Raw genomic sequence first — 12275 nt, 5'->3', positions numbered from 1 at the left:
CGCATATCGCCCCGGGTTCGGTATCGAACGCCGACACGCCCGGCGGGCTAGTCGGGGTCGGCGCCGCGGCCCAGCCGCCAGTAGCCCATGAAGGCCACCGAACGCCGGTCCAGGCCGACCTCCCCCACCAGAAGGCGGCGGAGTGTCTTGATCACACCGGCCTCCCCTGCCAGCCAGACGTAAGGCGAGCGGGACGGCGACGCCACGATGTCGGGCACCTCCCAGAGGGCCTTCCCGTCCTCCTCCACGTCCGGCTCCGCGAGGGCCTGCGCCCCGGGTGCGGGGGAGGCCGGGGCGAGCCCGGCGACCTCGGCCTGGACGGCGGGGATCAGGCGTGACCCGTGCTCGGCCCCGTCCCGGGGCAGCCAGCGCACCCGCACGCCCGCAGGCGCCTTGACCGGCAGGACGTCGCCCGCGCAGGGGACCTCCATCAGCGCCGCGCCGAAGACGTCGGCCGGAAGCCGTTCGAGAATCGAGACGATCGCCGGAACCGCGGTCTCGTCACCGGCGAGCAGAACGCTCCCCGCGTCCTCCGGCGGCCGGAACTCCAGCCCGCCCTGGGACCCCTCGTGCCGCGCGTCCGGGCCGAAGAACGCGGCGCGCTCCCCGGGTTGCGCGGCGACCGCCCAGCTGAGCGCGGGTCCCGGCTCGTGGTGGGGCACCTCCGGATGGGGTCCCGGGCCGTCGTCCCCGTGAACGACGAAGTCGACGTCGACCTCGCGCGGCTCGTGCCGGACCGCGCGGACCGTGTAGGTGCGGATCGGGTTGGTCCGCTCGGGGGGAAGCTCGCGCCATCGCGCGTACCAGTCGGGCCCGGTGGGGAAGTCCGCCGTCCCCCGGCCCGGTAACGGCAGGATCAGCTTGAACCGCTGGTCGAAGCCGTTGTCGGCGAAGCTGTCGAGATCCTCGCCGGTGAAGGTGACCCGGAGGAACGACGGGCTGAGCCGCCGCGCCGCCCGTACCTCGACAGGGAAGACCCGCCAGGGAGCGATCATTGTTCAGTCCTTTCCCACGCGTGACCGCCAGAGCAGCCAGATGAAGTACGGTGTGCCGATCATGGCGGTGACCAGACCGGCCGGGATCTGCGCCGGGGCGATGACGGTCCGGCCCAGGGTGTCCGCGAGGCTGACCAGGATCGCGCCGAGCAGGGCCGCCACGGGGAGCACCAGCGCGTGGCGGCCGCCGACCAGGACCCGGGCCGCGTGCGGCGCGACCAGTCCGACGAAGCCGATGACCCCGACGGCCGAGACCGCGGTGGAGGTGAGCAGGACTGCGCCGCCGAGCAGGACGAGCCGGGCGCGTTCCAGCGGGACCCCCAGGATGCGCGGGGTGTCCTCGTCCAGGGTGAGCAGGTCCAGCTCCCGGCGGGCCGCCACCAGGAGCGGGGTGAACAGCACCAGGGCGATCGCCACCGGGATGAGCTGGGCCGGGGTCCGGCCGTAGGTGGACCCCGACAGCCAGGTGAGGGCCTTGGCGGTGTTCCACGGGTCGGAGGAGACGATGATGAACGTGGTGAGCGCGCCGCATCCGGCGGCGACGCCGACGCCGATGAGCACCAGCCGGTCCGAGTTCAGCCCGCCACGCCAGGACAACCCGTACACGACGGCGAAGGCGAGCAGCGCGCCGCCGCCGGCCACGGCAGACATCGGCCAGATCCCGGCGAGCGGCACGAAGGTCAAAAGGGCCACCGCGCCGACCCCGGCGCCCTGGGTGACGCCGAGGATCCCGGGTTCGGCCAGCGGGTTGCGGGACACCGCCTGGATCGCGGTGCCGGCGAGCGCCAGGGCCGCGCCGGCCAGGATCGCGGCGAGCACCCGGGGGTACCGCTGGTCGAGCACGAAGGTGAGGGCCCGGCCGGTCTTCCCCTGCACCCAGTTGACCAGGTCCCCGGTGAGCAGCCAGGTGTCGCCGAGCAGCATCCCCGCCAGCGCCGCGCCGAGCAGCAGGGCCGTGCAGCCGCCGATCAGGCCCGCGACCGCGGCCCGGGACCGGCGGGCGGCGGCGCGGACCGCCGGGGGCTGCCGGGTCGGCCCGGCGTCGCGGTGGCGCCGGGCCAGCCAGACCAGCACCACCGCGCCGAACAGCGTCGTCACCACGCCGGTCGGCACGTCGATGCCGCCCTGCCCGCCGAGGACCGCGCGGAGCGCGATGTCGGCGACGAGGATGACGAGCACGCCGGAGAACGCGGCGAGCGGGAGCAGGATCCGATGCCGGTGCAGCTCGGGGAGGCGGCGGGCGAGCAGCCGGACGATCACCGGGGCGCACAGGCCGACGAAGCCGATCGGACCGGCGACGGTCACCGCGGCGGCGGAGAGCAGGACGGCGAGCACGGTGATCGTCAGCCGCAGCCGCCGGACGCCGACGCCCAGCACGGTGGCGGTGTCGTCGCCCAGGCCGAGGATGTCCAGCCGGGGGCCGAGCGCCACGGCGCAGGCCACGGCGATAAGGATCACCGGGCCCATCTGGCCGACCGCGTGCAGGTCGCTCTGCACGAGGGTGCCGCTGCCCCAGGCGAACAGGCCGACGGTCCGCTGCTCCTGCAGGATGAGCAGGAGGATCGTGAGCCCGCCGAGGGCGAGGGCGGTGGCCGACCCGGCGAGGATCAGCCGGGTGGTGCCCGACCTGCCGCCCGCGGAGAGCGCCATGACCAGCCCGGCCGCGGCGAGCCCGCCCAGGAAGGCGAGTCCGCCGGCGGGCAGCACCGGCAGGCTCAGGCCGAACGCCGCGGCGGCGACCACGGCGAGGTAGGCGCCCGCGTTGACCGCCAGGGTGTCCGGTGAGGCGAGCGGGTTGCGGGCCAGCGACTGGAGCAGGGCGCCGGCCACCCCGAGGGCGACGCCGACCGCGATTCCGGCGAGCAGCCGGGGCAGCCGGGAGGCGAGCACGACGCGGATCGCCTCCTCGGCGCGTGCGTCCTGCCCGCCGAAGGGGAGCCGGAGCAGGTCCAGCGCGCCCACCGAGGAGGTGCCCTGGGTGAGGTGGACCGCCGAGACCAGCACGGTCACCGCCAGGGCGAGGACGAAGACCCCGGCCGTCCCGGCCCGCCGCAGCGGTGTCGCCGGGACGGCCGGCGTCAGCACGGGTGTGCTCAAGCGAGGTAGGCCTTCACGATCGCGTCGGCGTACTGCTTGCAGGAGAGCGGCCCGCCGAAGGTCCAGATCCCGTCCGGCAGCTTGGTCACCTGGCCTTTGGTCACGAACGGCAGCGACTTCCAGATGGCGTTGCCCGCGAGCCCGTCGGTAAACACGTCGTCCCCGTCGGAGGCGTTGTAGAAGAAGCGGATGTCCGGGTCCTTCAGCGGGGTCAGCCCTTCGACGTCGGTGGTGCCGAGGCCGTACTCCTCGTCGACCTTGCCGTTCCACACGTTGCGCAGGCCCAGTTTGATGACGACCTCGGAGACGAGCGCGCCCTGTCCGAACATCCGGATCGAGATCGTGCTGCCTTCCTTCCAGCCGTCGGCCATGGCGAACGGCTTGCCGGCCTTGCCCGCGGCGGCGAGTTTGGCCGCCCCGTCGGCCAGCGCGGCGTCGAACTCGGCCAGGACCCGGTCGGCCTCGGCGCTCTTGCCCACCGCAGTGGCGATCATCTTGAAGTCGGTCCGCATCCCGTCGATGTTGGCGCCCGACTTGCCGTTGTCGGTCACGATGACCGGGACGAACTTCTCCAGCTGGTTCACGAGGGTGGCGTCCCGCTTGGCCGTCATGACCACGAGGTCGGGCTGGAGCGCGACGATGGAGTCCACGCTCGGCTCGGCGCGGGTGCCCACGTCCTTGACGGACGGGTCGAGTTTCACCGAGGTGACCCAGGTGCCGTACCCCTTCACGTCGGCGACGCCGACCGGCATGACGCCGAGGGTGGCCAGCATCTCGACCTCACCCCATTCGAGCCCGACGACCTTGACGGCCGGCTTGTCGAGGGCGATCTGCTTGCCGCGGCCGTCGGTGACGGTGATCGGACCGGCCGCGGCGGTTCCGGGGCCCGCCGAGGGGTCGGCGGGTGCGGACGCGGTCTCGGTGGTGCCGCAGGCACCGAGGGTGAGGACGGCGGCGAGGACCACGAGGGCGCTGCGCAAGGGGGACATGACGGTTCCTGTCACTGTGGTACACGGACGTTCTGGATGTGCCGGCCCACCGGGCGGGTTCGCGCCGTCCCCGTCAGCGGGTCGTGGGTGACCTCGATGCGAATGCCGTACACCCGGCTCAGCAGGTCTTCGGTGAACACCTCGGCGGGCGGGCCGTCGGCGCGGACGCGGCCCTTCTCCAGCAGCACGACGCGATCGGCGATCTCGGCGGCCTGGTTGAGGTCGTGCAGGACGATGCCGATCGCGACGCCGTGGGTCTCGGCGAGATCCCGGACGAGTTCCAGCAGTTCCACCTGGTAGCGCAGGTCGAGAAAGGTGGTGGGCTCGTCCAGCAGCAGCACCTCGGTGTCCTGGGCGAGGCAGGTGGCCAGCCAGACCCGCTGAAGTTCACCCCCGGAGAGTTCGTCGACGGGGCGGTCGGCCATGGCCGCCACGCCGGTCACGTCCATCGCCCGGGCGACGACGGCCGGGCCGCCCGCGTCGTCGCCGCGCCAGCGGCCACGATGGGGGTGCCGGCCGTAGCCGACCACGTCCTTCACCCGGACGCCGCCGGGGGTGGGGCGGCTCTGCGCGAGCAGGGTGACCCGGCGGGCGAAATCCCTGGCGGACAGGGCCAGGGCCGACGAGTCGTCACCGAACCTGACCGAGCCGCGGTCGGGGCGGTGCAGCCGCGCCATCGTCCGGAGCACCGTGGACTTCCCACTGCCGTTCGGGCCGACGAGCGCGGTCACCCGGCCGGTGTGGAGCGTGATGGCGGCGTTCTCGACCACAGTGTTTCCGGCATAGCTGAGAAACAGGCCATCTCCATACATAGACGGAGCAATCGGGGTGATCTTCTCGGTCACGGCTATTAGGTTAGGCTAACCTTCCCAATCCCGGAAGACCGACCCCTGTGTTTCCTTCACCACAGCGGATTCACCCAGGTCACAGACGTCCGGTACGGGCTGCGCCGGCTCACCGGCCACGAGGCGGTCACCGACACCTCACGCTGTGGCGACCGCAGGCCGTACGACATCGGGGTCCCCGACGCCCCCCATCGCATCGATCAAGGTTCCCGCACGCCTCTGGACAGAAGACTGAACGGGCATTTAGTATCCTGAATGTGGATTCAGTGGATTTGACGCGCCGCGCGGCGATCAGGGACGCCGCGACACGGCTGTTCGCCGAGCACGGCCCGGAACGTGTCACGCTCAAACAGATCGCCGACGCCGCCGGGGTGTCGGCGCCCCTGGTCGTCCACCACTTCGGCTCCAAGGACGGGCTGAAACAGGTGGTCGACGACCACGTCGGCCGGGTCTTCGACGACCTGTTCGCCGAATTCTCCGAACACCCGGAGCTGCTGGCCGCACCGGCGGGCGGCGCCTCCCTCGCCGAGCTCCTCACCCGCCACCTCCCGCCGGACTCCCCGGTGCCCGCCTACCTGCGGCGGCTGCTGCTCTCGGGAGCACCCGAGGGGTACCGGCTGTTCCGGCGGTGGTACGAGCTCAGCCTGGGGTTCACCGTCGCCATGCACGAGGCGGGGGTGCTCCGCCCGGGCACCGACCCGGTCGCGCTGACCGTGTTCCTCATGGCCGACGACCTGGCGACGATCCTGCTGCGCGACCACTTCGCCGACGTCACCGGGGTCGACCCGCTGTCGGCCGAAGGACTGGCCCGCTGGGGCGAACAGGCCTTGTCGATCTGCCGGCACGGCTTTCTTGTCGACAACGAGGAGGGCACGGAATGAGAGCGTTGATCTGCGGTGCGGGTATCGCGGGACTCACCCTCGCCTGGCACCTGGAGCGCGACGGCTGGGATGTGAAGATCGTGGAACGCGCGCCCCGGTTCCGGCACGGCGGCTACATGATCGACTTCTACGGCCCCGGGATGGAGGTCGCCAAGCAGATGGGCATCCGCCCCCGCCTGCTCGCGACGCAATACCCGATCGACGAAGTCGACTATGTCAACGGAGAGGGCAGAAGGACCAGCGGAGTCACCTTCACCGGGGTTCTCGGCGATGGCCTCAACGTCATGCGGGAAGACCTGGCGCAGGCCCTTCACGACGAGGTCCGCTCCCCCATCGTCTACAGCACCAGTATCGAGAGCATCCGGCGGCACGCCGACAGCGTCGCCGTCCGGCTCACCGACGGCACCCGAGAGGAGGTCGACCTGCTCGTCGGCGCGGACGGGGCGCACTCACGGGTCAGGGAACTCACCTTCGGCCCCGAGGAGCACTTCGTTCGCTACCTCGGGCGGCAGACCGCGGCCTACACCCTCAAGGACGAGGAGCTGCACCGGGAGATCGGCATGCGTTTCCGGTCCCTGACCGTGCCCGGCCTGATGGTCGCGGCCTACTCCCAGCGGGACGACGGCCTGGCGGTGCTGTTCCTCCGGCAGGAACCCGATCCGCGGCTGCCCGACGACATCGTCGCCGAACTCACCCGGCATTACGGCCATCTCGGCTGGATCCTGCCCAAGGTGCTATCCCTCCGGCCACCCGCCTCAGAGATCTACTACGACCAGGTCAACCAGGTCGAAATGGACGAGTGGAGCAAGGGCCGGGTGGTCCTCATCGGCGACGCCTGCCAGGCGGTGTCGCTGTTCGCCGGCTATGGCGCCTCCCTCGCCATGGCCGGGGCCTGGGTCCTCGCCGACGAACTCCGCGGAGCCGGGCGCCACGTGCCCGGGGCGCTCACCCGGTACCACGCGCGTATGGCCGGACCGGTCGCGGAGATCCAGCGCTTCGGACGGCAGTCCCTCGAATGGGTCGCCCCCGGCACCAGGGGGCGCATCGTGGCCCGGGACATGTTCATGCGCCTGATGAACCTGCCGGGAGCCAACCGGCTGATGGTCGCCCCGCTGGCCACGGCGGGGAAGGGCCTGATCAAACCCCACTCGGCACCCCTCATCGATCAGACCGGCCGAGCGTAGCCCCTTGTCCGGGTAACCCTCCGAGGGAGGGAGGCCCTCCCCTCCCTCGGTGCCGTGGTGCGGTCCTGCCGCGCGACCACTTCGCCGACGCCACCGGGGTCGACCCGCCGTCGGCCGAGGGACCGGCCCGCTGGGGCGAACAAGCCATATCGATCTGCCGGCATGGCCTTCTTGTCAAGACCGAGAGAGGTATCCAATGAAAGCGTTGATCTGCGGGGCCGGTATCGCGGGGCTCACCCTCGCCTGGCACCTGGAGCGCGACGGCTGGGAGGTGAAGATCGTGGAACGCGCGCCCCGGTTCCGGAAGGGCGGCTACATGATCGACTTCTACGGGCCCGGGATGGAGGTCGCCGACCGGATGGGGCTCCGCCCCCGCATCGTCCGGATGCGCTACCCCATCACCGAGATCGAGTACGTCGACCACGCCGGTCGCAAGACGAGCGGCGTGCGCATCACCGGCGAACTCGCCGAGCAGGTCTTCAGCCTGATGCGGGAGGACCTCGCCCAAGCCGTCCACGACGACCTCCGCTCCCCCATCGTCTACGAGACCAGCGTCGCCGGGATCGAGCAGAACGCGAGCGGGGTCACCGTACAGCTCACCGACGGCACCGTGGAAACCGTCGACCTGCTCGTCGGCGCGGACGGCACCCATTCCCGGGTCAGGGAACTCGCCTTCGGACCCAAGGAGAGGTACCTGCGCTACCTGGGACGCCAGATCACCGTCTACACCCTCAGAGACGAGCGGCTCAGCCGGGAGATCGGCACCCGGTACCGGACCCTGACCGTCCCCGGGCTGATGACCGGTGCCTACGCCCTCCGTGACGACAGCCTCGCGATGCTGTTCCTGCGACGCGCATCCGACCCGCGCCCACCGGCCGACATCGCCGCCGAACTGACCCGGCAATACGGGCACCTCGGCTGGATCCTGCCCGAAGTGCTCCCGCGTTGCCCGCCCGCCGACCAGCTCTACCACGACCAGGTGAACCAGGTCGAGATGACCGAATGGAGCCGGGGCCGGGTGGTCCTCGTCGGCGACGCCTGCCAGGCGGTGTCGCTGTTCGCCGGCCATGGCGCCTCCCTCGCCATGGCCGGGGCCTGGGTGCTCGCCGACGAACTCCGCCGGGCCGGCGACGACCCGACCGGCGCGCTGCTCCGCTATCACGCGCGAATGGCCAAGGCCGTCGCCGACACCCAGCGGTTCGGACGGAGCTTCATCGAATGGATGGCGCCGTCCACCCGGCGGCGTATCGTCGCCCGCGACCTGCTCATGCGACTGGCCGCCCTACCGGGCGGGAGCCGGCTGCTCGCCGGCTCCCTCATCCCGGCCGGAACGGACCTGATCACCAAACGCCCGGACAACCGAGCCGGGGTGTGACATGCCGTCAGCGCTTGTCGATCCACGCGCTCTCGACGTACCTGCCTAGCGGCAACACCGAGGAGATCGTGCCTGGGGGCTGCCAGGGTCCAGTGGTGATCATGGACGAGCCCGGCAGCCAATGCGCCTCGATGAGGAAAATTCGGTGCTCACCGGTACCGCCGGTGCAGTTGGTGTAGTAAAGGCTGCCGCTGATTCCGCGACTGCAGCCGGTGGGTACGGCGTGCGCCGCCCCTGCCGTACCGGCCACCAGACCGACGGCGAGCAACACCGACGCCGACAACGACGCCCATCTTTTCACTCTCACAGTTGTTCCTCCCGCTGGAAGTGGATGTACGGGTAACCGGCCGGGGGAGAGTCTCGCCCTCTCCCGGTGCCGTGGTTCTGACCCCCTGGAACAAACCCTGGATTCGCCGACCGGCCGTCAGCGCCTTTCCATCCAGCTGCCGGTGACTTCGCCGTATCGTGGCCACACCTGGGAGACCGCGCCGGGCGGCTGCCACGCGCCATAGCTGGGGATCGGGCCTACCCCAGGTGCCCAGTGCCGCTCCATGATCGCGATGCGGTGCTCACCGGTACCGCCGGTGCAGCCGCTGTAGTACGTACCCGCGGAGTACCAGGTGCTGCAGCCGGTGGGCACGGCGAGCGCCGGGCCGGCCGTACCGGCCACAAGCCCTGCGGCCAGCAACACGGACGCCGACAACGACGCCACCTGTCTTCTTACTCTCACCGTGGTTTCTCCTTCCAGAAGTGGTTGTACGGATCACCGGCCCAGGGAAGGGGACTCGTCCTTCCCTCGGCGGTGTGGTACTGACCCCCGGGTGAACCTTGGATTCGGGACCCGCCGTCAGCGCGTCAGCACGAAGGCGTTGGTGACGCCGCTGTATCGCGGCGAGATCGTCGACAGCGTGCCGACGGGCTGCCACGGACCGTAGCGATCGATGGGGCCGACCCCGGGCAGGTGGTGACGCTCGATGATCACAATCCGATGCTCGCCGGTTCCGCCGCTGCAGCTGCTGTAGTAGTAGCCGTCGGGGTGAAGGCCCGGTCCGCAACCCGTCGGCACGGCGTGCGCCGCCCCCGCCGTACCGGCCACCAGGCCCGCGGCCAGCAGCGCCGACGCCGACAACGACGCCGCCCATCTCTTCACTCTCACAGTTGTTCCTCCCGCTGGAAGTGGGTGTACGGGCAACCGCCCGGGGGAGGACGGCACGTCTCTCCCCCACCGATGCGGTGCTGAACCGTGTGCTGAATCCCGGGTCCCGTCAGTTGGTCGCGTAACCCACGTGCACGACGACCCCGTGGTAAGGCCACCTCACCACTTCGGAGCGCGTGCCTACGGGCTGCCAGGGACCGGAGAAAGCTTCGGTCATGCCCGGCTGCCGATGCGCCTGGATGACATAGACACTGTGCAGGCCGGTACCGCCGGTACAAATGCTGTAGTACCTGTCGGGACCGCCGCCGACGCTACAGCCGGTGGGTACGGCCAGCGCGGGGCCGGCCGTACCGACCACCAGGCCCGCTGCCAGCAGCACGGACGCAGACAACGACGCCCATCTCCTCACCTTCACGGTGGCTCCTCACTCCTGGAATGGATATACGGGCTACGGCCGGGGGAGGAGGCTTGTCCCTCCCCCGGCGACGTGCGATAGGCGACCCGTCACTTGAGGGAGACGGCTGTGCGCGTGATCCGGCGTTCACTCCGGCTGCCGAACCGCGCGGTGTACCTACTGCGTGGCGACGTAGACGGTGACGATCGGATACCCGGGAATCCAGGTTGTCGACGGCGTCCCGACCGGCTGCCACGGTCCCTGCGATGGGATGGGACCGGCAAGATGGTGTTGCTGGATCACCTGGATCCTGTGCTGTCCCGTCCCGCCGCTGCATGTGCTCTCGGCGTACCTGTCCACGCCCTGGTAGTAGGTTCGGTGGCTGCAACCGGTCGGTACTGCGAACGCCGGGCCGGCCGTACCGGCCACCAGGCCCGCTGCCAGCAGCACGGACGCGGACAACGACGCCATCGGTCTTCTCGTCTTCATCCGCTACTCCTTCGAAGGGGTGAGAAGGGAGACTTCACGGGCAGATCGGGAGGTCGGCTCGTACGAGTCGACGTCGCGGAACGAAGACCTACGCGTACCGGATTCCTCAGCAGGCGCCTACCGGGTCCTGACCTCGATCTTCTTGATCGGGAGCGAACCGATCCGAAGTGTCGAAGGGGTACCGGGCGGACGCCACGGCCCATTGGCCCAGATGAGGCCATAGGGCGGACTGATGTCGCGCTGGACGACAAAGATCTGGTGCTCTCCGGTCCCGCCTGTGCAGTTGCTCGCCGCGTACCGGAAGGTGCCCTGATAGTAGGTCCAGTAGGTGCATCCGGTGGGCACCGCATGCGCCGCGTCAGCCGTGGCGGCCACCAAACCGGAACCGAGCAGAACCGAGGCGGACAACGACGCCGCCAGCTTTCTCACTTTCATGATCACTCCTGAAAGGGGAGAACAAGGGCCGCGCTACTCGATCTGCTGCCCGATGTTGAGGATGGGGAAGTTGGTGATCCGCTGGATCGAGTGGATGCCCATGGGCTGCCACGGACTGTGCCAGACCTCCGTTCCGATCACCGGATTGGGGTGCTGCAGGGTTATCACCGCTCGGTGCCTGGTGCCCGAGCCGCCGTTGTGGACACACAGGCTCGCCACCGTCTTGTTGCCGGCTACGAAGTAGACCTGCGTGGGGAAGCAGTAGTCGGCGAGAGCGGCCGTGGCCGCCGTGGCCCCGCTCCCCAGCCCCGTCGCAAGCACCACGGAGGCGGACACCACCGCCGCCCACCTTCTTACCTTCATCAATTCTCCTGATCTGAGCGGTTGAGCAGGAAATCGAGCGACCTCGGCGACCGCTACTCCACGATCTGCCGGAGGTCGGGAATCCGGTAGCCGGGAATCCGCTCGATCGAACGGAGCCGAACGGCTGCCCTGACGTGACGGCGGCCTCGATGCCGATCAGCGGGTGAAGCGTCACCCACTCCAGGTCTGCGGGTAGTGGTAGAGGGTCTGGAGGTAGCCGATCGGGGTCACCGACTCGGTCCCGACAGGCGCCCATTCGCTGACAAACCGCATGAATGCCATGGCGGGGTCGAAATGGCGCTGCAAGACGAAGACGCGGTGATACCCGTAACCACCGGTACACAGGCTCGCGGCGTAGGGACGACCTTCCGAGTCGTTGAAGAGCCGGCTGCTGCACCCGGTGGGCGTGGCGAACGCGGCGTCGGCCGTAACGGCCACCAGACCGGCGCTCAGCAGAACCGAGGCGGACAACGACGCCGCCAGCTTTCTCACTCTCATCACACGCTCCTGCCCAGAGGAATCTGAAAGGACGGCATCGCTTCGGGAGCCCTGGACCGGAGCCTGATCACGTCCGGGGCAGCGGCTGGAGCGATCAGCCGCGCGTTTCGACTTCGAGGCGGACGATCTCGTGGTATCCCATCTGGGTGACCGAAGCGGTTCCCACCGGCTGCCACGGACCGATGAACGGTCCGACGGGACCCACCCCGGGCATGAAATGCCGCTGGAGCACATAGATCCGGTGCTCCCCCGTTCCTGCGGTGCAGAGGCTGGAAGCCTGGTTCCCGCTGGTGTGAACGGTGCAGTTGGTCGGGGCGGCGGACGCCGCGTCGGCCGAAACGACCACCAAACCGGCGCTCAGCAGAACCGAGGCCGCGATTCTTCTCGCTCTCATCCATGACTCCTGACGTGAGGCCCGACGGGGGAGAACGCACTGTCAGCGTGGAAGCGGAGGCGCGGTGGTCCACATGGGGTTGCGGCCGACAGCCACCGAGGTCATGCGGCGGGAACGTCCATTGGTCACGCCGTAAGGAGGAGGAACTGCGCTGAACGAACGGGAAAGGTCGCGCTGTAC

General features: G+C 69.9%; 16 protein-coding genes. 3 read left to right on the top strand and 13 right to left on the bottom strand.

From position 1 onward, the window contains the following. Positions 1 to 47 precede the first annotated feature (47 nt). Genes RUR_RS08930 through RUR_RS08915 form a run of 4 tightly spaced genes read right to left on the bottom strand, consistent with a single transcriptional unit; the run spans position 48 to position 4851 of the window. Positions 48 to 995: a siderophore-interacting protein gene (locus RUR_RS08930; RefSeq protein WP_283134470.1), complete on the bottom strand. Its 948-nt coding sequence runs from the start codon at positions 993 to 995 to the stop codon at positions 48 to 50. 3 nt (positions 996 to 998) lie between these two features. Further along, entirely contained in the window at positions 999 to 3092 is a 2094-nt protein-coding gene (locus RUR_RS08925; protein ID WP_283134469.1) for an iron ABC transporter permease, read from the bottom strand. Further along, positions 3089 to 4081 (bottom strand): ABC transporter substrate-binding protein, encoded by a 993-nt coding sequence (locus tag RUR_RS08920; RefSeq protein WP_283134468.1) that lies wholly within the window; start codon positions 4079 to 4081, stop codon positions 3089 to 3091. The genes RUR_RS08925 and RUR_RS08920 overlap by 4 nt, the downstream gene beginning before the upstream one ends. 11 nt (positions 4082 to 4092) lie before the next feature. Further along, positions 4093 to 4851, bottom strand: a complete 759-nt coding sequence (locus RUR_RS08915; RefSeq protein ID WP_283134467.1) for an ABC transporter ATP-binding protein — start codon at positions 4849 to 4851, stop codon at positions 4093 to 4095. A 332-nt stretch (positions 4852 to 5183) separates the two neighbouring features. On the opposite strand from RUR_RS08915, the gene RUR_RS08910 reads away from it, so the two are divergent. The 3 genes from RUR_RS08910 (at position 5184) to RUR_RS08900 (ending at position 8366) form a co-directional block, all read left to right on the top strand. Next, positions 5184 to 5807, top strand: a complete 624-nt coding sequence (locus RUR_RS08910) for a TetR/AcrR family transcriptional regulator (protein ID WP_283134466.1) — start codon at positions 5184 to 5186, stop codon at positions 5805 to 5807. Then, positions 5804 to 6991: an FAD-dependent oxidoreductase gene (locus RUR_RS08905; RefSeq protein WP_283134465.1), complete on the top strand. Its 1188-nt coding sequence runs from the start codon at positions 5804 to 5806 to the stop codon at positions 6989 to 6991. The genes RUR_RS08910 and RUR_RS08905 overlap by 4 nt, the downstream gene beginning before the upstream one ends. Before the next feature lie 196 nt (positions 6992 to 7187). Next, positions 7188 to 8366, top strand: a complete 1179-nt coding sequence (locus RUR_RS08900) for an FAD-dependent oxidoreductase (RefSeq protein ID WP_283134464.1) — start codon at positions 7188 to 7190, stop codon at positions 8364 to 8366. A gap of 7 nt (positions 8367 to 8373) precedes the next feature. On the opposite strand, the gene RUR_RS08895 is transcribed toward RUR_RS08900, so the two are convergent. From RUR_RS08895 to RUR_RS08855, 9 genes are all read right to left on the bottom strand, one after another. Next, positions 8374 to 8673, bottom strand: a complete 300-nt coding sequence (locus RUR_RS08895) for a hypothetical protein (RefSeq protein ID WP_283134463.1) — start codon at positions 8671 to 8673, stop codon at positions 8374 to 8376. A 117-nt stretch (positions 8674 to 8790) separates the two neighbouring features. Then, positions 8791 to 9096, bottom strand: a complete 306-nt coding sequence (locus RUR_RS08890) for a hypothetical protein (RefSeq protein WP_283134462.1) — start codon at positions 9094 to 9096, stop codon at positions 8791 to 8793. Positions 9097 to 9213: 117 nt separating this feature from the next. After that, positions 9214 to 9522, bottom strand: a complete 309-nt coding sequence (locus RUR_RS08885; protein WP_283134461.1) for a hypothetical protein — start codon at positions 9520 to 9522, stop codon at positions 9214 to 9216. A gap of 109 nt (positions 9523 to 9631) precedes the next feature. After that, positions 9632 to 9913 carry a hypothetical protein gene (locus tag RUR_RS08880; RefSeq protein WP_283134460.1) on the bottom strand — a complete coding sequence of 94 codons (282 nt, stop codon included), beginning with the start codon at positions 9911 to 9913 and terminating at the stop codon, positions 9632 to 9634. A 180-nt stretch (positions 9914 to 10093) separates the two neighbouring features. Beyond that, positions 10094 to 10405: a hypothetical protein gene (locus RUR_RS08875; RefSeq protein ID WP_283134459.1), complete on the bottom strand. Its 312-nt coding sequence runs from the start codon at positions 10403 to 10405 to the stop codon at positions 10094 to 10096. Positions 10406 to 10522: 117 nt separating this feature from the next. Next, positions 10523 to 10840, bottom strand: a complete 318-nt coding sequence (locus tag RUR_RS08870) for a hypothetical protein (RefSeq protein ID WP_283134458.1) — start codon at positions 10838 to 10840, stop codon at positions 10523 to 10525. A gap of 33 nt (positions 10841 to 10873) precedes the next feature. Beyond that, a complete protein-coding gene (locus RUR_RS08865; RefSeq protein WP_283134457.1) occupies positions 10874 to 11203 on the bottom strand; it encodes a hypothetical protein in 330 nt (109 codons plus the stop codon). Positions 11204 to 11374: 171 nt separating this feature from the next. Continuing rightward, positions 11375 to 11701: a hypothetical protein gene (locus RUR_RS08860; protein WP_283134456.1), complete on the bottom strand. Its 327-nt coding sequence runs from the start codon at positions 11699 to 11701 to the stop codon at positions 11375 to 11377. A gap of 94 nt (positions 11702 to 11795) precedes the next feature. Continuing rightward, entirely contained in the window at positions 11796 to 12095 is a 300-nt protein-coding gene (locus RUR_RS08855; RefSeq protein ID WP_283134455.1) for a hypothetical protein, read from the bottom strand. Positions 12096 to 12275 lie beyond the last annotated feature (180 nt).

Source organism: Rhizohabitans arisaemae, assembly GCF_025996515.1.
GTDB lineage: Bacteria > Actinomycetota > Actinomycetes > Streptosporangiales > Streptosporangiaceae > Rhizohabitans > Rhizohabitans arisaemae.
This window is presented reverse-complemented; position numbering and strand designations above follow the sequence as displayed.